Origin of the sequence: Daejeonella lutea (assembly GCF_900168015.1) — a bacterium.
Classification (GTDB): domain Bacteria; phylum Bacteroidota; class Bacteroidia; order Sphingobacteriales; family Sphingobacteriaceae; genus Daejeonella; species Daejeonella lutea.
Genome location: NZ_FUYR01000004.1, coordinates 149,013 through 171,845 on the forward strand (window position 1 = coordinate 149,013; position 22,833 = coordinate 171,845).

Consider the following 22,833-nt stretch of genomic DNA (forward strand, 5'->3'; position numbering starts at 1 on the left):
TGCGGTAAATTATAGCACCAGCAATAAATGGGTACGTCTGCCAATTCTCAACTCTCCATTCTCAACTCTCCACTAAATTAAATACGTCTCCCCGTATTTATAACGTTGACTCCTTTAAACAAAGTCGTCGAGCACCCATGCGACACCGCACTTACCTGGCTTGGCTGTCCCTTTCCATCAAAGAATGATCCGCCGGTACGATAGTCTTTTTCATCACAGATAGCTGATGTTGAATTCCAGAATTCCTGAGTGTTGGATTGATAGGCAACGTCTTTTAACAGTCCGCCGATCTTACCGTCTTTTACCTCGAAGCAGAGCTGGCCGCTAAACTGAAAGTTATAACGCTGCTGGTCGATCGAGTAGGAGTTACGGCCGAAGATGTAGATTCCTTTCTCGGTATTCTTGATCATGTCAGCAGGGGTTAGTGCCGCTTTCCCAGGTTTGAGGGAAACGTTCGGCATGCGCTGGAATTGAACGCTGCTCCAGCTGTCAGCATAGCAGCAGCCTTGTGATTCAGGTAATCCCAGAATATGAGCCTGATCGCGGATAGTCTGATAATTTACTAATATACCGTCCTTGATAATATCCCAGTTCTTGCACTTTACACCTTCGTCGTCATACCCTACTGCAGCCAGCGATCCAGGGGCAGTCTTGTCTGCTTCGAAATTCACCACCTTACTGCCGAAATTGAATTTCTTGCTTTCCCACTTGTCTAGGGTCAGGAAGCTGGTGCCGGCATAATTAGCTTCGTATCCTAAAACGCGGTCGAGTTCTGAAGGGTGACCCACAGATTCATGGATAGTCAGGAACAGGTTGGTCGGATCGATGATCAGATCGTATTTACCCGGTTCCACAGGTTTAGAGCTTAGCTTTTCAGTTACGTGGCGGGTAGCTGTCTCAGCATCCTCCAGCATGTTGTAGCGGTTCTTATAGATCGTGAACAAGCCGTTGATCTCCTCATCTTTCTTAGGATTCAGGTACTCGTAGCCCATACCCATCGGAGAACTCAGGGAGTTGCGGGTTTCAAATTTACCCGACTTAGAATCGATCTTGGTCACCGTAAAGGTTGGCCATAAACGGTGGATATCCTGGTCAATATATGAACCTTCAGTAGAAGCAAAATACTTTTGTTCGTTTACCAGGTAGAGCGCAGAGTTTACGTAGTTGGCACCGCCTTTCAGGGCAGCATCATTTACCGATAGCAGCAGGTCTGTTTTTTCCTTGATCGGGATTTCAAAGCCATTCTTCTCCATTGGGGTTTTCCAGCTTACCTCGCCGTAACCTCTCTGCGGAGCGAGCCTCACAGGTTCCAACAGCAATTTGGAATTCACCTTTGCGATTTGCACCGCTGTTGCTGCCGCTTTCGCGATGTTATCGTCCGTAAGATTATCTATGGCGGCAAATCCCCAGCTTCCGTTGGCGATTACCCGGATACCCATACCATACGATTCCGTGTTCGCGATATTATCCACTCGTTTTTCACGTGTGGTGATAAACTGGTTTAAATACCTGCCGATACGCACATCCGCATAGGTAGCGCCTCGTGATTTCGCAGCGTTTAGGGCAATGTCCGCCATCCTCTTTTTGAGCGCCGTATCAACGGGCATTAAGGCATCCTCAATATGAATATTGCGGCCTATCACAGGCACCGATTGCAGGAAAGTGGCACCAGTGCCGATTCCTGTGAGGTATAAAAAGTCTCTTCTTCTCATGTTAAAATAGTATCAAGTATCAGGTATCAAGTATCAAGACTTGGTTCCTGGTAATTTTGTGTGGTTGGTGCTAAGGACCCCTCATCCGATATTTATCGGATCCGCCTGGGTATACGTACACACCGCATCTCCCGCATCGTTCATATTATAGTTTTTTGAGGTCCCGGCCTTCGCCGGGATGACAAATTATCTGGTGGGAATTGGGAGATCCCAGCCTTCGCTGGGATCGGAGTAGCTAAATCGCACCTTTCTAACTATTTCTACTTAAGTGTGTAGTTGTTTCCTCAGATTCCGGCGGAAGCCGAAATCTCCCTTTTATAACGCATATGCTTGTCATTCCAGCGAAAGCTGGAACCTCAATTCTCCGACCAGATCCTATAAATCCTATTATCCTATGCATCATAAAAAGTAATCCTACAATCCAATCATCCTACTAATCCTAGTCCAGACAAAATCTCGGCCCAGCATCTTAATCCTATACGGCATCCGAAAGTGAAGAAAACGTAAAGTCTCTTATTTTCATTGGCGGCACCATCATGTTCTCGCTGCGCTGCGGTTTGCCCATTGCTTCCACGTTATTGAGCATGATAATCGGGCTTTCGTTGAAACGGAAATTTTTCACAGGGAAGGCGATCTTGCCATTCTCGATATAGAAAGTACCGTCCCGGGTAAGGCCTGTTAGTAATACAGTTTGAGGGTCGACCATCCGTATATACCAGAAACGGGTAACAAGAATTCCTTTTTCAGTACTCTTTATAAGGTCTTCTAATGATGCTGTACCACCCGTAAAAATTGGCCTGTTGGTTCCCGGTAGTGGCTTGACGCCTTTTTGACCTGCCCAGTACCTGGAATAAGCAAGATTTTTGACCACTCCTTTTTCAACCCATTGAGTTCTTTCCAGCGGCAGTCCATCACCGCTCCAGGTATTGCCCGGCAGGTCAGGATTGAAAGGATCGGAATAAATATTAATGTTCTCTCCAAATAGTTGTTCATTCAGGCGTGTGCCCCCGCCTTTCTTGCTCATGAAGTTCCTGCCTTCTTCCGCACTCCGTGCATCGAAGCCATTGAACATGTACGAAAGCATGCCGCTGACAGCGAGAGGTTCAAGGATCACAGTATATTTTCCGGGCTCAATAGCTCTTGCACCCGCGGAACCGTTGGCCTTTCCTGCAGCGATCTTGGTCAGCGCTAAAGTATCGAGCTTGCTGACATCATTATAACTTTGCTCCACGTAGCCTGAACCTGTTCCGGCCTGGTTACGGGTTGTTACTGAAAAAGAGACATCCGTATTGGTATTGTAAGCAAACAATCCTTTAGAGTTCATGATCGCCCGGAAACCAGTCGTGTTTTCCAGGAATCCGGCAGCCTCAAGTTTTGCTTCTTTTGCAACGTTTAAGCTCTTTAACACCGCGTCTGCGCGGATGTCAGGATTAACAGCTGCTGTTGTGGCGTTGTAGGTTTTTGCTTCCTGAAATGTTTTTGGTCCTTCAAGAGAAACATACTCAGGGTTGGCTGGTGCGAGCTGAGCAAGTTCTTCTGAGCGGCGGATAACTTTTTCAAGTGAAGCATCATCAAATTCGTTGATCGTTGCAGTGCCGGTTTTCTTGGCAAAGGTCGAGCTGACACCCAGGCTCATGGTGCTGATATCGCCGGCAGTAGAAACTGCATTCCTTGCATAACGGATATTTCCGCCTTCAGACCCTTGTAAACTAACCTCACACTCTTCTGCCTTTGAATAGCTAAGCGCTTTTTTCAGTATCGCCTGTGCTTGTTCTTTTGTTAATATGGCCATATCTATATTTTTCTTGCTGTGTTTATAACATTAACTCCATTAAATCGTGCTGTTGAACTTCCGTGCGAAACAGCGTTTGACTGGCTAGGCTGACCCTTGCCATCATTGAAAGCCCCACCTAAACGATAGTCGCTTTCGTCGCATACACCGCCGCAGGCATTCCAGAATTCCTGGGTATTCGATTGGTACGCAACATCGCGGAGCATGCCAACGATCTTACCTTCTTTGATCTCATAGAACATTTGTCCGCCGAACTGGAAGTTATACCGCTGCTGATCAATAGAGAATGAACCATCCCCAATGATATATATGCCTTTCTCGACATTTTTGATCATATCGTCTACACTCATCTTTTCCTTGCCCGGTTGAAGCGAAACATTCGGCATACGCTGGAACTGCACATCTGCCCAGCTTTGTGCATAGGAGCAGCCTTGTGATTCGTTCAGGCCGATCATGTGTGCCTGGTCGCGGGTAGCCTGGAAGTTCACCAATATTCCTTCTTTGACAAGGTCCCATTTTTTACATGGTACACCTTCATCATCATATCCGACAGCACCGAGTGAATTCTTTTGAAGTTTATCTGCTACAATGTTCACATGCTTATTTCCGAAATTGAACTTTTTAGAGTTCATCCGGTCGAGGGTCAGGAAGCTGGTACCGGCATAGTTCGCTTCGTATCCCAGCACCCGGTCAAGCTCAGTAGGGTGGCCTACAGATTCGTGGATGGTTAACCATAAATGTGATGGGTCTAACACTACATCCCATTTACCCGGTTCAACCGACTTAGCTTTCATCTTCTCGTCAACTTTGGCTGTGACTTCCTTAACATCCGCAAGGATATCGTAGCGGTCTTTATACCGGGTTACTATACCGCCAACTTTACTTTCAGCTTTTGGTTCAAGATAGTCGTAGCTCATTCCCATCGGTGTGCTCGACGATTTTATCGTATCGAACTTCCCTGTTGCGCGGTCTATTTTAGTGATGTTGAATTGCGGATAGATGCGGTGGATATCCTGATCGATATATGAGCCATCTGTTGAGGCAAAGTATTTCTGCTCATTAACTGCGAAAATTGCCGAATTAATAAAGCTCGCTCCCCCGGCCATGGCGATGCCATTGGTTTGAAGTAATAATTCTACTTTCTCCTTTACGGGAACTTCAAATGCATTGCGCTCAATGGGTGATTTCCAGCTAACCTCGCCGAGCCCTTTCTGGGGAGCCAGTTGAACCGGTGATCCCTGAATTTTAGCATTTGCCTTTGCAACAGCAACAGCACGCTCGGCAGTTTTAGCTATGTCTTCTTTCGTTACCAGGTTTGAGGATGCAAATCCCCAGCAGCCGTTAGCGATTACGCGGATCCCAACGCCAAAGGATTCTGTATTGGCAACGCCCTGCACCCGGGTTTCGCGGGTTGCAACGAATTGGTTGAGGTAACGGCCAATGCGAACGTCTGCATAAGAGGCACCTTTCGATTTTGCCGTATTGAGGGCAACATCGGCGAGAGCTTTTTTAAGTTTTACGTCCATCCCATCTAACGCTTCCAGCGGATCGATGTGTCGGGCGAAGGCATCCAGATTGGGTAGCATAAGCGCCCCGGCACCCATCCCGCTCAGGTAGAGAAATTCACTTCTTTTCATTTATAGATTGGTTTAGGTTCTCCCGCAAAGGCGGGAAAGGTAATTGGTTTTTTGAAGATATGATATTTTTTGGGGAAGGGGAAAAAGTGAACAAGAAAAGTTTAAATAGTTGGTGGAGATGGTAGCGATGTGAGTGGTGCGGTGGGTGCGTATCCAGCTCCCCTTTTTGCAAGGGGAGCTGTCCGCCCAAGGCGGACTGAGGGGTCATGGTTCAAACCATTTGTTGATTAATATACACCCGTTGTTAAGGATCTGGAAAATTTTAATCAACCATTGTCACATTTGAATTAACAACAAAATGGCACCTCCAAAAATACATAGTGTCCCTTACCTCAGAAATCGTCGCAGCACTTTAAGAAATAATCCTACACCCACTGAAAAATATCTCTGGAACTACCTTAAAGGGAAGCAACTTCTTGGGAGAAAATTTAGAAGGCAGCAAAGCATTGGAAATTACATTGTTGATTTCTATTGCGCTTCAGAAAGACTAGTCATAGAACTTGATGGGGACGTTCATAGCCAGCCAGAACAAATGACATATGATATTTGTCGGGATGAGTTTTTGAAAAAATTGGGGTTCAAAATATTAAGAGTTAAGAATGAGTTGGTGTATTTAAATCTGCCCGAGGTTGTTCGATTGATTGTGGAGAGGTTTGATTGACCCCTCAGTCAGCCGAAGGGGCTGACAGCTCCCCTTGGCTGGGGAGCGGGATACGTACACAACGCACATAGCGTACATAACCCACGGATCATGCACAACGACACTAACATGAGCACTAAATCGTCGCCCTGTGGAAAGTCTTGATTCTTGGTTCCTGATTCCTGGTTCTTGATTCCTGGTTCCTAATTCCTGATTCTTTATCCCTGCCTCTAATTCATCTTCCCTTCCCACCACAAATATCCCATCCCCACCAAAAACAAAATATAAAACCAGACCGCCGGAATAACATACATATAGGTTTTTGCAATACCTTCCGGGTTCTGAACAAGCGTTTTATGCTCATCAATAAATTTCCTGGTATGTTCGATCTTCTCTGCCGCCCTTGCCTCCTGCCAATCGTCTTCACCAAATACATACCAGCTGTATTCATTTTTCCCAGACCTGATGGACTGCCAGCCAGGTTCTGTTGGCCAGTACTTTGCTGTCCAGCGGTAGGATTGAATAGGATCCTGTGCAAAGTGCAGAGGGATGTTATTTGCAGTTGCCAATGGGAGGGTGCCTGCCGGACTTTCCAGACGGAGTTCAGAAGCAGAATTCACGACAGGGAATTGGCTGAGTACCTCCCAGTTTTCTGCTGCCTGAGTTCTTCGTGCAGCCTTTCCGAGGATATGAGACCAATAGGCTGTGTAATCAGCGCTGTTATTGTTCAGCATCCAGCTATACGTATCATTTACGGTTGTCGCAATCATTCGCCCGGAACCGTTTAGCTTACTGCTGACCAGTATGTGGTTTTTATTGTCACGGACAAGAGGCTGATCCCCGGGAAGTGGGAGGATTTCCATTGCCCATGGTGTAGGTGCGGAAGTCTTTTTTGCCATTTGGCCGGGCCAGATAAGGGAGTGATTTTTCTGATCTATCGCCCGGGTCTGACGGAGATTAAAGGCCCGGCGGTAGAAGCCTCCTCCACCAGCACTATCAGCTCGAATCACTAAACCCAACCCATTGCTTACCTCAGTCTGAAGAACAGCATTTTCCGACGGGCTTAGCCGGGACAATTCTGCGAGATCCCCGATCAGGATATCGAAGTTTTTAAGCAGCGCTGGGCTAAGGCGGCTTATGCCCGTCCTTTCCATGTTTAGAAACTCAGTGCTGAATTTGTCTTTGCTGATGGCGCTGCGAACAGCCAATGCATACTGTTCAGATGCGAGCCAGTTTTTAAGGAACTTGTTTTCAAAATCCGGGGATGAAGAAAGCATTAAGATGCGGAGTGGTGTTTTTGCTTCTATCACTACCGGAATTTTTTCGTTGGCAAGGGTATCTTTTCCCGAAAGGGCCAGCAAGGAATAAACAGCTTGGTCAAGCATTTTCGGGTTTGTCCTCAGCTCAAAAGTTTGGTTGCCGGTGACCTCAGTTGAGTCGAGCGTGGTGCTCAGTCCGCGCAGCAGGATTCTCACCGCTCTTTTTGACTCGCTTTTAAAACTGCCCTGCACGATGAGTCTTTCCCCCGAACGCACAGTTGTATTCCAACTCACAGAGTGAAACCCAGCGACCCGGCCAGGATGAAAGATCAGCTGCCGGTTTTTTAAGCTCTCCATTTCATGCCGCTCCAGCCCCTGGCCAAGGATATGGATCTTGTTTATGTCTGCCTGAGATCGACTGAAATATTGTAAGTCAGGGATGAATTTTACGTTTTTGCTGGCGCTTGCGATAGAATGCTCAGCGCTGTATATCGGAATGTTTTTTAATCCCGCGAGACTGTCTTTGTCATACCCTTCCGTTAGTAAAACTGCGGTATTTTCTTTCGAGGGATCCAGTTTTCGCTGGAAGCTAAGAGGACGCGCGATAAAGTAGAGAGCTAAAACCGTAACTAAAGATGCAATCAGTCGAAATGCAAGATTGGCTTTATTCTTTCGCAGGAGCTCCTTCCAGCAAATAAATGCGAGGACTAGGAAACACAATATGATGATTACCCAATTCTCCATCAACGGTTCCTTTTTAAGTTGTTGAAATACTCTTTTGCAAGGTCGTTCGCTGGTGTGCCAGACTGCGCCTGGGGCGACCGGCTTTCCTGCTTAATAATCTTCTGCAGGACGGCTTCGAGTTCTGCCACGTCTCTTTGCGGTACTTTTGCAGCACTGCCTGATCGGATAATGCCTCTCAAAATACCCAAAGATCCGAGGAAGCTTGCAGGTTGTGATGCTGCACGGGATGCGATGAGCCGGCTTGCATCATTCAGGGTGACAATCTCAGAAGCTGTCAGGGTTCGCCCAGGTTTTTTCGCGGCAAGTATTCCTGCGGTGAGCTTAAGTGAATTTTGAGAATTGTCTTTCGGGTCAATGATGCGGTTGTTCTGGGGCTGAACTATTTTATCCAGCTCACCGCTCAGCCGCTTATCCGCCTTAATTACCGGCGGCTTGAAAGAGGTTTTAGCAACGTACACACGCGACTTTTGCTGCAGATCTTTAAGCAGTCGCAGTGCCTTGTACTCAAATGGAAGCGCCTCCGCAGGTTTGTAAAGGCGCAGTTGCAGTTCAGATTTCCACATTTCCGAAAGAGTAGCCTTAAGCTGTGCTTTCAGCTCAGGTTCAAAGAAGGTAGCATCCTCGGCCTGGTCGTGTTTATGTGAGACCGCATCTAATATAGCTTCTGGGTTCCCAAAATCCGCGGGGTCGCTGGTTTCTTCCTGGTGCCCGCCGATTTCCGACTCGTCTTCTTCACCCAGGAATTTCCCGTAACGCAGGCGCAACAGTTTCTGGTCTACGCCGATCTCGTTGCTTCGGCTGTTAAATGCCTCTGTACTTATGGAGGTCCTTTCTTTCAGGAGTTTTTCTGTATCAATAATTATCTGCCGCTGGCTCCTGAAATATTCTGGTACCAGGTTTACTCCTCCAAGCATCCCATCCATGTTCATCAGCTGGGCTGTATCCTGAATAGTAACTTTATATATGTCAGACCGGCTTTCCTGCAGGCGGCTGTCGCGCGCTTGAACATAAAAATAGAGCTCATCTCCAGGCACCATTCCGAGTCCTTTGAGGTCGATGGTTTTGTTCAGTTTATAGGATGCGGCCCCGGAAAAATTCTGCTGGAAAGACAGCTTCTGTTCCCTGAATTTTACACCTTCGCCCTTGCCGCTGCTAATTATGGCTGCTATAAATGCGTCGTTTATCCCATAGTCGTCGTCGATCTGCACCTGCAGACTGGTACGCTGCGGCTCACCAAAATCAATACTTGAATATTGAGCAGGCCTGATGATACGGACTGATGCAGGTTGATCTTTAATGACTTCCAGTTTGTATAGATCGGATAAAGTGCCGCCCAGGTCTACCTGGTAAAAACCCGACTTCGTGACGGTTTTATGCAAAGACCACAGGGTTCCGAGCTCATTTGCCGAAACTAAAGGAATAGCTTCTTTATCGTTAAAAATCAGCTTAATGTTCTTTGCCCGCTGCGTGGTTCGGATCTGCCAGTTAAGCGACGACCCCTCTTCTGCCGATACAGAAAACTGAGATTGAGTTTTCGGCGAGCGTCGCGTGTAGGCTGGGGGTGTGATTCTTAGCTTAACGGAGCTTATCCCAGGAAGTATCTTATCGGGGACGGTCGGGATAATTGTTTTATTAGCAGAGTTAGCATTGACAGTATTCCTGCTAAATGTCAGGGTACTTATCCCAAACGCTAGTACAAGCCCCGCCAGCAGTACCAATGCAGATGACCTCAACCGCTTCGAAAATAATCGGGATGCAGAGATATTCGATAATTTATCTTCAATTTTTATTACCTGCAGCTTCTCGAGAACATTGAGAGACTCTGCCGGCTTTACAAGCAAGTCGGCGCTCTCTTCCAGTTCAGGAAATGATTGGTTAAGAAAGCGGCCAATATCGCGGGTGCTGGTCTTCATGAGTCCCGTCCACCAGGCCATTATCCCCAGAATGACCAGGCATACCGGAATGGTCCACAGAAAAGAAACCTGTTCAAATCTTCTAAATATCGCAACACAAAGGACCGATATCGCTAATGCGATGAAAAGGTGGGAGATTAGCGCATAGGCCCGCCATTGTTTATGAAATCTCTTCAGTTCAATATGTCCGTCGCGCTCTTTCATCAGTTGGGGTTATTACGGAATGAGAGGAAGCGTTCGAGGAGGAGGAGAGCTATTAAAAACGACCAGAAATATAATGTGAGGTCTGTGTTATTTACGGGCCCTCCTTCGCTGAAGCTACGGCGGGCAAGGAGGTCTGAGAGGGGTGTTATCTGAGATCTTGCTATAGATCTTTTGTCGAGGCTATTATTTTGGAGGGGATCGGCTCCGGGGATTATTATGGGTAACAGCAATTTCACGAATTGCGGACTCCATACCAGGTCGGTCCATTCAGGATCAAGGCGGGAGTAGAAGCTGTATAGAGCGGCATTGTTTTTTTGTGTGAGATCAAGCACCGGTTTGCCGAAACCGTCCTTCCATATCGAAAATGCTGCTTTGTCCTCAGGATACACTATCCGTTTGTGGAGGGCGATATTTTCTTTTTGAAGAGCGCCGGATTCGGTGGAAGTTATCCATGTATCGATAACATTGGTCTTTCCTGCCACGTATCGAAATACTGTTCCTTCGATATCCGCAGGGAGATCTTTGGCTGTCAGCCAGAATAGAATATCGGGCTTTGAGGAAGGCTTAACAAAACGAATTTTCCGTGAGGTATACTTCTGGATGGCCTGCAAAGCTGCCACAAGATATTCACCATCGTGTGCAAAGCCATCGGAATTAATAGCGATTTTAAGGGTGCTGGTATCCGCGGGAATAGTTTGATCGTTCAGCTGCACCTGCGCCTGTCCTCCGGCTATCGTACTCTTGATATCGCCAATGCTTGTTCCGGGGGAGAGGGAAACAGTTTTAGTCAGCGTACCGCGCGGACTGCTTTCTGACACGATCGCCTGTACATCACCAGTCGGAGTGAAGTAGGCATGTTCAATCCATTTTGCAGATGAGTCTGATGAGGTGTATGTTTTCCAAGTGACAGCGGTATTAATTGCGGGGCGCTCACCCTGGAAACGACTCAGCTTGTCTCCGGTAAAAATGTAAGCATTTACACCGTTTGGTATTTGTTGCTGCATAAGCTTTAGCAGAGACCAGTAGGGGAGCTTCCCGGGACTTTTCACGGAACCAGTATCGCTTTTGAGTTCTTCGACATCTGCTCTCACAAACCCGGGTTCAAAAAGGCGCAACTCATTCCCGGCCTTTATCAGGGAATCTATCTGATTTTTAAAAGTATTGTAAGTCTCCGGGAAAGCATCCTTTTCGAGGAGTATCCAGGCCTTGCTTTCTTGCTGTTTTGAAAGGCTTCTCCATACAGGCTCAGCGAGTATAAGCGACAAGACAATTATCAGCAGACATCTCAGAAAAAGCAGCAGCAGGTCCATCAGTTTCAGGCTCCTGGAATTCTGCCGTGAACTTTCTCCCATCAGCATAATGCTACCAACCTTCAGGGTTTTCCCCGTTTTTACATTCCATAGATGGATGATCAGCGGGACTAAAATTCCAGCGATTCCGAAAAGCCATATGGGATTTAAAAGCTGCAGCATTTTACGCCCTTAGTTTATTCCGCTGATTCAGGAAATCGCGCAAAGCCTGGTCCGGGGATTCATCCATGGAGATCATTCGGTAATGGACATGCCTGTCCAGCATTTCGGTGCGGAGCGAGCTGAGATGAGCCGAAAGAGCTTCCTGGTATTGCTTGCGCGATGATGCAGCATCTATCTTCACGGTTTCGCCTGTTTCAAGATCCTCAAGAACGGAATACCCTTTAAAGTCCAGCTCAAGTTCATTCCGGCCCATCAGATGAAAAACAATGACCTCATTCTTCAAGGCTGTCAGTGTGTCAAGCAGGTCGATGATCTCCGATTTTTTTTGATAGAGGTCGGTGATGAATATGAGAAGTTCTTTCTTTCGGGAACCGGTGTAAATATCTTTGTAGTTAACAGGCTTAGTAAATTCACCTTTTACCTTTATGCTTTCAAGATGAAAGAACAGCCGGTTAAGGTGCTGAAAGTCCTGCCGGGAAGCCAGATTAAATAAGCCGCCTTCCTGGAATACATATAACCCGGTCGCATCGCCCTGTGAGTTTGCCAGGTATGCAAGAGCTGCCGCGAGATAGCGAGCATAATCAATCTTTTTATATTCCCCGTCCTGGTGGGCCATGGAACCGCTTGCATCAATTAGAAGCCGTACCGAGATATTCGTTTCCACTTCCGATTCGCGGATATAGTAGCGATCAGACCGGCCGTACATCTTCCAATCAAGCCAGCGCAGATCATCGCCGGGCTGGTAACTTCGGTACTGGCTGAATTCGAGGCCCGGGCCTTTGATAGAACTTTTATTTAACCCCGTCATAAAACCGTCGACGATCGTCCTGGCCGCAAGGGAGAGGTCTTTGATGGCGAGGAAGGTTTTGGGATCGGAGAGATTCACAATAAGTTGATAGTTGAAAGTGGAAAGTTGAAAGTGGGCATAGCGGAAAACCTCTAGATTTTGACTTTAGGGCGTTCGATGCTCTTCAATAGTTCGGTTGTTACGTTATCGGATGTTACGTTTTCAGCTTCGGCTTTGAAGTTTACGAGGATGCGGTGACGCAGGACAGGGTAGGCCATGGCATGAAGGTCTTCCATGATGACGGCGTACCGCCCTTTGAGCAGAGCCCGGGCTTTCGCGGTTAAAATGAGAGCTTGTCCGGCGCGGGGTCCTGCTCCCCATCGCACCCACTCTTTTACGTAGTCGGTTTGAGTAGTATCAGGTCTGGTGGCGCGGATAAGTTTGCCGGTGTAATTTATAAGATCGTCGCTTATCGATACATCACGTACCAGCGACTGGATCTGGATGATCTCTTTCGCGGTTAGGATAGGATCGATCTTAGGTTTAGCTGATCCGGTGGTACTGCTCAGAATGCCAAATTCTTCCTGTTCTGAAGGGTAGCCGATCTTAACAAAAAGCAGGAAACGGTCGAGTTGTGCTTCAGGCAGGGGATAGGTTCCTGCCTGCTCGATTGGGTTCTGTGTTGCCAGGATGAAGAAGGGCCGATCAAGCGGGTAGGTTTGCCCGCCATAAGTAACTTCGAACTCCTGCATCGCTTCAAGCAAGGCGGACTGGGTTTTAGGCGGCGTGCGGTTAATTTCGTCTGCCAGTATGATATTGGCGAAAAGAGGCCCTTTATTGAATTTGAAAAATCGTTTCCCCGTGGTGTGGTCTTCTTCCAATATTTCCGTTCCGACAATATCGGTTGGCATCAAATCTGGAGTAAATTGAATTCTGCGGAATGACAGGTCGAGAGCCTGCGACAAGGTGCGCACCATCAGTGTTTTTGCCAATCCTGGAACGCCTTCCAGCAGACAGTGACCACCTGCCATAAGAGCTATTACCAGTTCATCCAGGACTTCATCCTGCCCCACGATCACTTTTTGTATCTCATTTTTTAAATGAGGAAGCTTAGCTATAATAGCTGTTAGCTTGCTTTCTGAAATTTCCAAGATGTTATTTTAATTGGTTTGGTAATGTTGAAAGTTGAATCATCATGGTTTTGCCTACACCCGCAAGGGGTATAATTATCAAACCATGATCACTTCATCTCCGTTAAAAACAAAGATAGACGGATGAAAATTAAAAATAAATCTCCTGAAAAACTCTTTGCGGAATAATTATAGCAATAATTTAGGCGAATGTTTGCTTCCCGGTTCACTTTTGCGAGATTAAGATACCGTTCCGGCGATTGGGATACCGATCAGCGCATGCCGTCGAATATCCTGAACTCGCTGGTTGAATATACTACGGTCCCCGTGAATCTGGATGAGAAGGTGGTTGACCTTGGCGGCAACGAGCTTTTTCTCTACCCCTTCACTTACCTCAGTGGCCACAAGCTCGTACAGTTCGACAATCAGGAGAAAGCGAATTTTAAAAAATATATTCAAAACGGGGGCTTTGTGTTTGTTGACGACTGCAATCATGACATCGACGGCCTTTTTGCGAAATCCTTTGAAGCGCAGATGAGCGCATTGTTCGGCCCATCAGCCTTGAAAAAGATCCCTAACAACCATGAGATTTATAGTTCCTTCTTCAAGTTCGAAAAAGGTCCGCCTACAACATCTTTTGAACTTAACGGTTGGGGTGACGACCTGGTGCATGATTATCTGAAAGCAATAGAGATTAATGGAAGGATAGCTGTCCTCTACAGCAATAAAGACTACGGTTGTGAGTGGGATTATGATTTCAGGAACAAAAGGTTTTTAGCAGAGGACAACACGAAGTTTGGGGTTAATATTGTGATGTACGCTCTTTCTTGAGTTGACAGTTGACAGTTGACAGTTGACAGTGGACGGTTGACAGCGGCACAGCGTCTATTCCACCCGGTTAATTGTCAACTATAAATCCACCCCCTAACCCCCGCCAGCGGGGGACATGCACAGCGACGCTTCGCGAAATCCTATCCACTGCTTTTCTGTTGCATGGGAATAGGCCGTAATCCTACAATCCTATCATCCTACTAATCTTATTCAAGACAATTTTCCGCCCAGATCTTATGAATCCTATCATCCTATGAATCCTATTCCAACTTTTCTCCGTATTTTTGCCAGAATCATATTCTTCGATGACGAACCCAATTATAACACCCCTGCCTGGCGTTTACTGTAACTCTCAAACCTCATATTCCCGTTTTTCAACGAGAGAAGTCAAGATTGGTGAAATAGCCATGGGCGGAACAAATCCAATCCGGATCCAGAGTATGACAACTACCGATACGATGGATACGATCGGAACGGTGGAGCAATCGATCAGGATGGTGGAAGCGGGATGTGAATACGTGCGCATCACAGCGCCAAGCATTAAGGAGGCAAAGAATCTGGCGGTTATAAAAAAGGAATTACAGCACCGGGGATATAATGTTCCTCTTATTGCCGATATACATTTCACTCCCAATGCGGCCGAAGAAGCAGCGCGGATAGTGGAAAAGGTGAGAATTAATCCCGGTAATTACGCCGACAAAAAGAAGTTTGAGAATTTCGAGTACACCGATCTGGAATACAAAGCTGAGCTCGACAGGATTTACCAGAAGTTTACCCCGTTAGTTAAGGTTTGTAAGGAGTACGGAACGGCAATGCGGATCGGAACCAACCACGGTTCTTTATCCGACAGGATCATGAGTCACTACGGTGATACTCCGCAGGGAATGGTTGAGTCGGCCATGGAGTTTATGCGGATGTGTGAGGACTTGAACTACTACAACCTGGTGATCTCAATGAAATCGAGCAATCCGCAGGTTATGGTGCAGGCGTATAGATTACTTGTTGCAACGATGGTCAAGGAGGGTATGAATTATCCTTTACATCTTGGCGTTACCGAAGCGGGGGATGGAGAAGACGGCAGAATTAAATCAGCTGTCGGAATCGGGGCCTTACTTGAAGACGGGCTGGGAGATACAATCAGAGTATCGTTAACCGAAGAGCCGGAGGCGGAAGCACCGGTGGCGATAGCCCTCGGTAGCCGGTATGGGGAGAGGGAATTACGAATTAAGAATTACGAATTAAGGGGAGACGGATATACGGATGAGGTATCAGGTGTCAGGTATCAGGTTTCAGGAGCGGACGTATCCAAAGGCAAGGGAGTAATTGATCAACCGACAGATTCGGCGTCTGGTCAACTTTCAACTTTCAACTTTCCACTTTCAACTGATCACAGTCCCTACTCTTACGAAAAACGCAAAACTACCGAACTAAACACCTTCATCGGCGGGCACCAGGTTCCAAGAGTTGTTATTGATCTCTCGACTAAAAACCTGAAAGACCCTGCGATACTCGGCGATGTGGGTTATATCTATTCCCCTATCCTCGATAAATACAATATGGGCGAGCAGTCGACAGATTTTGTTTACCTGGCTGATGAGCTGCCATCCTTTAGTTTCCCGGGAAATTTAAAGCAGCTATATAACTACGCTACCTGGAAAAAGCTTCAGGATAAAACGAATTGCCACCCGCTGTATAATGTGCAGGAGTACGTTGAAGCTGGAGAGAAGGACCTGTCATTAAACCTGGTATCGATTACTCGTGCTGATATTGGAACGGAGCTTTTTGACCGGATCCCGCTTGACAATACGCTGGTTTTCGTACTAGAAACGAATGAAATCTGCGGATTACAGGATCAGCGGGAAGCGTTTATGACTTTTCTTAGTATGGGCATTGAAGTGCCGGTGATTATTAAGAGGAGCTATGAGTTGACGGTTGACAGTGGACAGTTGACAGTTGGAACTCGGCAAAGCACAGTTTCAGAAGCTGACAAATTTCAACTTTATTCTGCGACAGATATTGGTGGTTTGATGCTGGACGGTTTTGGTGATGGGGTTTGGCTGGATGCGCCGGAGATCTGGCCGAAAACTATTTTGACCACCTCGTTTGGTATCCTGCAGGCAACGCGTTCAAGAATCTCGAAAACAGAGTATATCTCCTGTCCGAGCTGCGGAAGAACCCTATTTGATCTGCAGATCACCACACAAATGATTCGCAGCAGAACTGATCACTTAAAAGGTCTGAAGATTGGCATCATGGGTTGTATTGTGAACGGCCCCGGGGAAATGGCAGATGCCGATTATGGATATGTTGGTACCGGTCCGGGGAAGATTACCCTATACCGCGGTAAAGAAGTGGTCAAGAAAAATGTGAACACCGAAAATGCGCTGGATGAGTTGATCGGAATTATCAGGGAGGATGGGAATTGGGTTGAACCGGAAGTGGTTGCTTAGTTTTCAGTATCAAGTATCAAGTATCAAGTATCAAGTATCAAGTAGCAAGGTGCTAGGTGGGGAGTGGCTCTTCCCCGACTAGATCGGGGATCTCGTCAATGACACGCGGTCAAAGCCGCAAGTGTCGATCGACCTTCGTCTCTGCTACAAATCCTGCAAACTAAATACAGCTACGCTGGAGGTTTAGAACCGGGGTAGTTTGAAATTCCTAGAGAACGCGAGCTACGCCGCGTCTGCAGGAGATCCCCGATCTAGTCGGGGAACAATTACACCGCACCGCCGCCATTAATAAACTCAATACTCTTTTCACATACCAGCTGCAGTTCAAGCGGTAAATCATCTTTTGTGTAAGGGTGCTCAGATCCGAAAACATGATTCGCGTGTGTAACGACAAATAATTCGGCCTTATTTGAGCGCTCTTCCAATTCTTTTGCCTGGGCGAGATCTACGTTGATATCTTCGTCGCCATGGATAATAAGCCAGGGTTTACTTATACGACCTGCAGCAGCGAGAATATCATAGGATTTAGCATGTTTTTCCAGGTCGTGGAGTAAGTCGATTTTTAAGGGTGTATATTGCTTTGTCCGTGTATTGAAGTTGTAAATCACACCTTTTTGACGCCATTCATCTTCGTCTTCTGCTTTCCAGAGACTGTTAAATCGGGCGATAGACGCCCATGTGATAAGCTTGTCTACCCGATCATCTTTGGCAGTCTGGATAATGGATGTTCCCCCGCCGCGGCTATGTCCGATAAGGGTCAAGGCCATGGGAGCCGGGAATTCCCGACCACTCTTTACGAAAGTGATCACATGGTCCAGATCTTCAAATTCTTTGGTGAATGTATTGTCGCCAAAGGCACCCAGGTCCACAAAGTCTTGCGGGCTTTCAGGCGTTGTACCGTTATGTGAAAAGTTAAATTTCAGGTAACGCAAGCCGTGGTCTGCAAAATATTCTGCCACCATATTATGCGTCCCCCAATCTTTGAACCCTTTAAATCCATGTACGAAAAGTACCAGCGGAGCACGTTCATTGCCTGTCTTATAAGTAAGATCGATTAAAATCGGCTTGCCTTCCGCGCCGGGGATTGTGAAAGTTTGGTTGATGATCATGAACTTATAACGTTTTAAGATGTAATACGTTTTACGTTGTACGTTTTACGTGGACTAGACGCTCGGTTAAGTTGTAAGTTATAAGTTATAGGTTGTAAGTTTGATAATAGGTGACAAGTGGCAGTTGACAGTTTGCACTATTGGAAAAGCCTAGTCCACATTTACAATCGCGTCTATGCACCCAGTCTTGATACCTGATACTTGATACTTGATACCTGATACCCGATACCTGATACCCGATCCCCGATACCCAAAAATAGCAAAATGAAAATTAAACCCGTTCTCCGTAATACCCTTATCATAACAGCGATATTTCTCAACATCGGCTGTGATCAGGTGACTAAAAATATCGCAAGAAATCAGATTGAATACCATGAAATCATTCCGGTTATAGATAACTTCCTGACCCTCACGAAAGTTGAAAACAGCGGCGCATTTCTCAGTCTGGGGAGCAATTTGCCCGATTTTATAAAGGTATTGGTTTTGAATGTCTTACCTATAATGGTTATGCTTTGGGGGCTTTATCTGGTCGTCGAGAAAACCAATATGTCGAGGCTGCTGGTGGTAGGCCTATGCTTTGTGATCGGAGGTGGTACTGGTAACCTATACGACCGGATGCGGTATGGATCGGTAACAGATTTCCTCCACTTGAATTTCGGGATATTTGAAACCGGGATATTTAATATGGCGGATGTTTCGATTATGGTGGGGATGGGACTGATTTTTATTGATATCTATCTTAAAAAGTTGATCATAGCTTTCTGAGACGCGAAAGAGTTTTACGTTATACGTCGTACGTTATACGTTTGTACATCGGATAAGTTAACATTATACACGATTTCTTGTGGGCGAAAGAGACGATAAGTCATACGGTTTACCTGCCTACCGTCAGGCAGGCGTTGTACGTTTTGACCAAACGTTGTGTTAGACTTTGATTTCACGTTTAGATGCGTTAGGTACGTAGCTCAAGAGACGTAGAACGTATCACGTACAACGTACAACTTCCTTTCTATTTAAAATCAATCTAAACACAGGTGTTGACAAACAGGTGACACAGACGAAATCGCTTATTCATTACATTTGTGGCGGTTTTTTAATTAGGATAACGGGAATTGAAGTTTTTAAAAGTTATTGCCTTTACACACAAGCACATAGACCTTAAGGATTTGGGGAAATTTGTGATTTGTAACGAGACGCTGGAAAGCAGTCTCGACCGTGTAAAACAGCATTTCGATATTCCTGAGATATTCTATGTGGGTACTTGCAATCGGGTTGAATTTGTTTTTACAGCAGAGCAGAGCCTTGACAGCGAGTTTGTGAGAGAATTTATTCAAACCCTCAATTTGTGTATCCCTCAGGAGCAGATCGATAATTTCGTGAGCCAGGTCTCGGTTTACGAAGATATTGAAGCACTTAATCACCTGCTTCGCATCTCATGTTCACTCGAAAGCCTGGTGGTAGGTGAGAAGGAGATCCTTGCACAGATACGCAAAGCATACGAAACATGCAGGGTAGCAGGATTCACCGGCGACTATCTGAGGCTTATAATGAATCGCGTTGTTAAAACTGCAAAAGAAGTTTATACCCATACCGGGATCGCTCGTAAACCTATTTCTGTGGTTTCGTTAGCTTATCGTAAGCTGCGCGAACTGAAAATGTGTACAAATGCACGTGTGCTGATTATCGGCGCCGGAGAGACAAATAAAAACTTATCCAAGTATCTTCAGAAACATAAATATTCCAATTTTGCTATTTTTAACCGCACCTTATCCAAAGCTGAAGTTTTAGCTGAAGAGCTTGGTGGAAGAGCATTCAATCTGGAAGAGCTTAAAAATTATAAAGAAGGCTTTGACGTTATCATCACGTGCACCAGTGCAACTGAGCCTGTCATCACTAACGAAATTTATCAATCGCTTTTGAACGGAGATACTTCCAAAAAAGTAATTGTCGATCTGGCTGTACCAAACGATACATGCTGCACCGTTATCGAGAAAAACCCGCTTACGTTCATCGAAGTACATAGCTTACAGGAAATTGCAAACAGTAATCTTCAGGAAAGGTATGAAGAGCTGATTTTTGCAGAACGCATTATTGATCAAAACATTCAGGAGTTCAAACCTGTTCTAAAACAACGAAGGATTGAGATTGCTATGCGGGATGTTCCTGAAAAGATCAAGGAAATTAAGGAAACAGCCATCAATCGCATTTTTGCACAGGATATAGAGAGCATGGACGAGAACTCACGCGAGGTTTTGGCCAAAGTGATGAACTATATGGAGAAAAAGTACATTAGTGTACCCATGATCATGGCGAAGGATATCCTGATAAATAATAGCTGACACCAATCTGATGCCAATCATTTTGGTTAATTTTACCCTTCGTTAAAAGCCGACAATAAATTGCCATGTCTGATAATATGCCCGGAATAACCGGAAATTCTAAGTCCGATAGCGATCGGATAGTAATTGGAACACGAGGTAGCGAGCTTGCATTATGGCAGGCTAATTTTGTTAAAGATGAACTTGCTAAACTTGGACTCGATTCTGAATTAAAGATCATCAAGACCCAGGGCGACAAAATAATCAACCTGAGTTTCGACAAGCTGGAAGGCAAAGGGTTTTTTACAAAGGAGCTTGAAGACGAATTATTAGCCGGGTCAATTGATCTTGCGGTACATTCTCACAAAGATCTGCCAACAAATCATCCTGCAGGATTAATTATTGCCGCAGTATCCGAGCGGGAAGATCCCTCTGAATTATTGATTATTCTGAAAGATTGTGTGGACATTCAGCAAAAGATGTCCGTAAAGTTCAGTGGAATGGTCGGTACTTCATCAAATCGCCGCAAGGCTCAGCTATTAGCAATTCGGCCAGATCTTGAAGTAGAAGAGTTGAGGGGCAATGTGCCAACTAGGATTCAGAAACTTCGCGATGAAGACTATGATGCGATCATGATTGCAAAAGCTGGTGTTCATCGTCTCGGCATCGACCTCAGCGAGTTTTATGTGGAAGAGCTGGATCCTATCGAATTTATTCCTGCACCTGCTCAGGGAGTTCTGGCAATCCAGATCCGTGAAAATGATAAGGAGCTTTTTCAAAAGCTGCAGCCCCTGAACCATAAGGATGTTGCTGAACAGATTGGCCTGGAACGTAAGGTGCTAAACCTTTTTGACGGCGGTTGCCATATGCCACTCGGATGTTATTGCAGGAAAGACGGAACACAATACCAGGTATGGACTTCAAAAGCTGATGAAGGTGAAGATTTTCCTGACCGGCTTTTTACACAATCAAAGACACTTAACGGGCTTGCCGAGAAGATCGTAGCTAAATTCGATCCGGAGCGCAAGTTCCCAAAGAATGTTTTTATTACACGGGAATTGCCGGAGTCAAGTTATTTGAGAACCGCGTTGGATAAGCACGGCATTGAGCTTGAAGGTCGTTCTCTGATAAAAACCTTCCCATCTATAAATAAACTTGATTCCTATATCCTGAGAAATATAGACTGGGTATTTTTTAGCAGCCGGAATGCAATTGAATATTTCTTCCGTCTGGATCCGCAGCTTCCTAAAAAAGCCAAGTTTGGTGTATTGGGTCGCGGATCTGAAGATGCGCTGCGCTATCTTGGCAAAACTGCCGACTTTAACGGTGAAGAAGAGGGTATTGATACAAAAGATATCGCCAGAGAATTTGCCAAAATAGCAAATGGGTCAAATGTGTTGTTCCCTAGCGCGAAAGGTTCCCTGAGAACGATCCAGAAAGCCTTATCACCACAAACAAAGATCGTTGAGCTTACTGTGTATGAAACAGTTCCGGAAGAAGATGTAGCTCAGTCGTTTGCCGATGTGTTAATATTCACCAGTCCGTCAAACGTTGAATCATACTTCGTAAATAACTTACTGGAGCCAGATCAGCAGGTTATCTGCATTGGCAAGTCAACTGGTAAAAAGTTCGATGAGATGGGCGTGAAATACACCTTGCCCTATTCTCCGGATGAAGTTGGATTGTCAGAAGCAGTGTTCGCACTGGATTACAAGGGTAGAAGAGATAGTTCATATTAATATGCTGATACGTCCGAGAAGATTAAGGAAATCGCCTATTGTGCGGGAAATGGTTGCTGAAACCAGACTATCCAAGGATATGTTCATTTATCCTTATTTTGTTATTCCCGGCAAAGGTGCAGAAAACGGCATTGATGCCATGCCGGGTGTTAGCCATTTTAGTTCCGACATGCTGGTCAGGGACGTAGAAAAATCATTAAAACTTGGCCTTAACAAAGTGCTCCTTTTTGGGGTAGGCGAACAAAAAACAGATGATGCGAGTTCGGCATACGATCGTAATTCTGTAGTAGCGAATGCGGTGAGGGAGCTTAAGTCGGCCTTTGGAAATGATCTGTTCGTGGTTACTGATGTTTGCACCTGCGCTTATACTACCCATGGGCATTGTGGCATTATGCATGATGATACAGTTCATAACGATCAGACTGTGGATGTCCTTGCAAAGATGGCTCTGACCCATGCTCAGGCGGGCGCTGATATGATTGCCCCCTCAGATATGATGGATGGCCGCGTATTAGGCATAAGGAAAGTTTTAGATCAGAACAATCTGGAGAATACCTCCATCATGAGTTATAGCATTAAGTTTGCTTCGGCATATTATGGGCCCTTTCGTGAAGCAGCAGATTCGGCGCCCAATAAAGGCGACCGTAAGGCGTACCAGATGGATTTCCGAAATCCAAATGAAACCATGCGTGAGGCTGTTCTGGACGAGCAGGAGGGAGCAGATATCCTCATGGTAAAACCAGCATTAGCTTATTTAGATATAATTCATCGTTTGAAAGAAAATACCGATCTTCCGGTTGCTTGTTATAATGTATCCGGTGAATACTCTATGGTCAAGGCTGCTGCAGAAAAAGGTTGGATCGATGAACAGAAAGTGGTGATGGAAAATATGTATGCTTTTAGCAGAGCGGGCGCGAATATTATTATTACGTATCATGCGAGGGAGATTCTGGAGAAGGGTTGGATGTAAATTGGTTGACAGTTGACAGTTGAGAGTTGACAGTGGCTGGGCGGAGAAGTATGTCGGAGAGCAAGGAATAAAGAGCAAAGAGTGAACTCCCCAAATTAGAAATGAGTTTGGAGGCCGGTTTTTTAT

Annotated in this window: 16 protein-coding genes; 7 read left to right on the forward strand and 9 right to left on the reverse strand. The window is 45.8% G+C overall.

Going from position 1 to position 22,833, the window contains the following annotated elements; genetic code table 11:
- Positions 1 to 77: 77 nt before the first annotated feature.
- From B5X60_RS15855 to B5X60_RS15865, 3 genes are all read right to left on the reverse strand, one after another.
- Positions 78 to 1,712: a TldD/PmbA family protein gene (locus tag B5X60_RS15855; RefSeq protein WP_079703710.1), complete on the reverse strand. Its 1,635-nt coding sequence runs from the start codon at positions 1,710 to 1,712 to the stop codon at positions 78 to 80.
- 475 nt (positions 1,713 to 2,187) lie between these two features.
- The gene (locus tag B5X60_RS15860) at positions 2,188 to 3,504 is read right to left on the reverse strand and encodes a TldD/PmbA family protein (protein WP_079703711.1); all 1,317 of its coding nucleotides are present in this window, start codon (positions 3,502 to 3,504) and stop codon (positions 2,188 to 2,190) included.
- 2 nt (positions 3,505 to 3,506) lie between these two features.
- Positions 3,507 to 5,141, reverse strand: coding sequence for a TldD/PmbA family protein (locus tag B5X60_RS15865; protein ID WP_079703712.1), 1,635 nt, complete (start codon positions 5,139 to 5,141; stop codon positions 3,507 to 3,509).
- 298 nt (positions 5,142 to 5,439) lie between these two features.
- Between B5X60_RS15865 and B5X60_RS15870 the strand changes: the two genes are divergently transcribed.
- The gene (locus B5X60_RS15870) at positions 5,440 to 5,802 is read left to right on the forward strand and encodes an endonuclease domain-containing protein (protein WP_079703713.1); all 363 of its coding nucleotides are present in this window, start codon (positions 5,440 to 5,442) and stop codon (positions 5,800 to 5,802) included.
- A 209-nt stretch (positions 5,803 to 6,011) separates the two neighbouring features.
- On the opposite strand, the gene B5X60_RS15875 is transcribed toward B5X60_RS15870, so the two are convergent.
- From B5X60_RS15875 to B5X60_RS15895, 5 genes are read right to left on the reverse strand one after another with little or no spacing between them, the layout of a single operon-like run.
- Positions 6,012 to 7,784 carry a hypothetical protein gene (locus tag B5X60_RS15875; RefSeq protein ID WP_079703714.1) on the reverse strand — a complete coding sequence of 591 codons (1,773 nt, stop codon included), beginning with the start codon at positions 7,782 to 7,784 and terminating at the stop codon, positions 6,012 to 6,014.
- Complete coding sequence (locus B5X60_RS15880) at positions 7,784 to 9,901, reverse strand: DUF4175 family protein (RefSeq protein WP_079703715.1); 2,118 nt, start codon at positions 9,899 to 9,901, stop codon at positions 7,784 to 7,786. The genes B5X60_RS15875 and B5X60_RS15880 overlap by 1 nt, the downstream gene beginning before the upstream one ends.
- The gene (locus tag B5X60_RS15885; RefSeq protein ID WP_079703716.1) at positions 9,901 to 11,373 is read right to left on the reverse strand and encodes a BatA domain-containing protein; all 1,473 of its coding nucleotides are present in this window, start codon (positions 11,371 to 11,373) and stop codon (positions 9,901 to 9,903) included. The genes B5X60_RS15880 and B5X60_RS15885 overlap by 1 nt, the downstream gene beginning before the upstream one ends.
- Before the next feature lies 1 nt (position 11,374).
- Positions 11,375 to 12,259 carry a DUF58 domain-containing protein gene (locus B5X60_RS15890; protein ID WP_245803546.1) on the reverse strand — a complete coding sequence of 295 codons (885 nt, stop codon included), beginning with the start codon at positions 12,257 to 12,259 and terminating at the stop codon, positions 11,375 to 11,377.
- A 53-nt stretch (positions 12,260 to 12,312) separates the two neighbouring features.
- Positions 12,313 to 13,311 (reverse strand): AAA family ATPase, encoded by a 999-nt coding sequence (locus B5X60_RS15895; RefSeq protein ID WP_079703717.1) that lies wholly within the window; start codon positions 13,309 to 13,311, stop codon positions 12,313 to 12,315.
- A gap of 189 nt (positions 13,312 to 13,500) precedes the next feature.
- On the opposite strand from B5X60_RS15895, the gene B5X60_RS15900 reads away from it, so the two are divergent.
- Both B5X60_RS15900 and ispG read left to right on the forward strand, forming a co-directional pair.
- Positions 13,501 to 14,121 (forward strand): DUF4159 domain-containing protein, encoded by a 621-nt coding sequence (locus B5X60_RS15900; protein WP_079703718.1) that lies wholly within the window; start codon positions 13,501 to 13,503, stop codon positions 14,119 to 14,121.
- A gap of 305 nt (positions 14,122 to 14,426) precedes the next feature.
- Positions 14,427 to 16,571, forward strand: a complete 2,145-nt coding sequence (ispG, locus tag B5X60_RS15905; RefSeq protein ID WP_079703719.1) for a (E)-4-hydroxy-3-methylbut-2-enyl-diphosphate synthase — start codon at positions 14,427 to 14,429, stop codon at positions 16,569 to 16,571.
- Between the two features lie 266 nt (positions 16,572 to 16,837).
- Here the strand turns inward: ispG and B5X60_RS15910 are convergent, their stop codons facing one another.
- Positions 16,838 to 17,680 carry an alpha/beta hydrolase family protein gene (locus B5X60_RS15910; protein WP_079703720.1) on the reverse strand — a complete coding sequence of 281 codons (843 nt, stop codon included), beginning with the start codon at positions 17,678 to 17,680 and terminating at the stop codon, positions 16,838 to 16,840.
- A gap of 264 nt (positions 17,681 to 17,944) precedes the next feature.
- On the opposite strand from B5X60_RS15910, the gene lspA reads away from it, so the two are divergent.
- From lspA to hemB, 4 genes are all read left to right on the forward strand, one after another.
- On the forward strand, positions 17,945 to 18,445 hold the full coding sequence (lspA, locus tag B5X60_RS15915) for a signal peptidase II (RefSeq protein ID WP_079703721.1): 501 nt from the start codon (positions 17,945 to 17,947) through the stop codon (positions 18,443 to 18,445).
- A gap of 347 nt (positions 18,446 to 18,792) precedes the next feature.
- The gene (hemA, locus tag B5X60_RS15920) at positions 18,793 to 20,019 is read left to right on the forward strand and encodes a glutamyl-tRNA reductase (protein ID WP_079703722.1); all 1,227 of its coding nucleotides are present in this window, start codon (positions 18,793 to 18,795) and stop codon (positions 20,017 to 20,019) included.
- 65 nt (positions 20,020 to 20,084) lie between these two features.
- Positions 20,085 to 21,737: a hydroxymethylbilane synthase gene (gene hemC, locus B5X60_RS15925; protein WP_245803547.1), complete on the forward strand. Its 1,653-nt coding sequence runs from the start codon at positions 20,085 to 20,087 to the stop codon at positions 21,735 to 21,737.
- Position 21,738: 1 nt separating this feature from the next.
- Entirely contained in the window at positions 21,739 to 22,707 is a 969-nt protein-coding gene (gene hemB / locus B5X60_RS15930; protein WP_079703723.1) for a porphobilinogen synthase, read from the forward strand.
- The last annotated feature ends 126 nt before the right edge of the window (positions 22,708 to 22,833 follow it).

Coding starts and splice junctions, on each gene's coding strand:
- B5X60_RS15855 (WP_079703710.1), bottom strand. CDS start 1,712: ATGAGAAGAAGAGACTTTTTATACCTCACAGGAATCGGCACTGGTGCC.
- B5X60_RS15860 (WP_079703711.1), bottom strand. CDS start 3,504: ATGGCCATATTAACAAAAGAACAAGCACAGGCGATACTGAAAAAAGCG.
- B5X60_RS15865 (WP_079703712.1), bottom strand. CDS start 5,141: ATGAAAAGAAGTGAATTTCTCTACCTGAGCGGGATGGGTGCCGGGGCG.
- B5X60_RS15870 (WP_079703713.1), top strand. CDS start 5,440: ATGGCACCTCCAAAAATACATAGTGTCCCTTACCTCAGAAATCGTCGC.
- B5X60_RS15875 (WP_079703714.1), bottom strand. CDS start 7,784: ATGGAGAATTGGGTAATCATCATATTGTGTTTCCTAGTCCTCGCATTT.
- B5X60_RS15880 (WP_079703715.1), bottom strand. CDS start 9,901: ATGAAAGAGCGCGACGGACATATTGAACTGAAGAGATTTCATAAACAA.
- B5X60_RS15885 (WP_079703716.1), bottom strand. CDS start 11,373: ATGCTGCAGCTTTTAAATCCCATATGGCTTTTCGGAATCGCTGGAATT.
- B5X60_RS15900 (WP_079703718.1), top strand. CDS start 13,501: ATGTTTGCTTCCCGGTTCACTTTTGCGAGATTAAGATACCGTTCCGGC.
- ispG (WP_079703719.1), top strand. CDS start 14,427: ATGACGAACCCAATTATAACACCCCTGCCTGGCGTTTACTGTAACTCT.
- B5X60_RS15910 (WP_079703720.1), bottom strand. CDS start 17,680: ATGATCATCAACCAAACTTTCACAATCCCCGGCGCGGAAGGCAAGCCG.
- lspA (WP_079703721.1), top strand. CDS start 17,945: ATGAAAATTAAACCCGTTCTCCGTAATACCCTTATCATAACAGCGATA.
- hemC (WP_245803547.1), top strand. CDS start 20,085: ATGTCTGATAATATGCCCGGAATAACCGGAAATTCTAAGTCCGATAGC.
- hemB (WP_079703723.1), top strand. CDS start 21,739: ATGCTGATACGTCCGAGAAGATTAAGGAAATCGCCTATTGTGCGGGAA.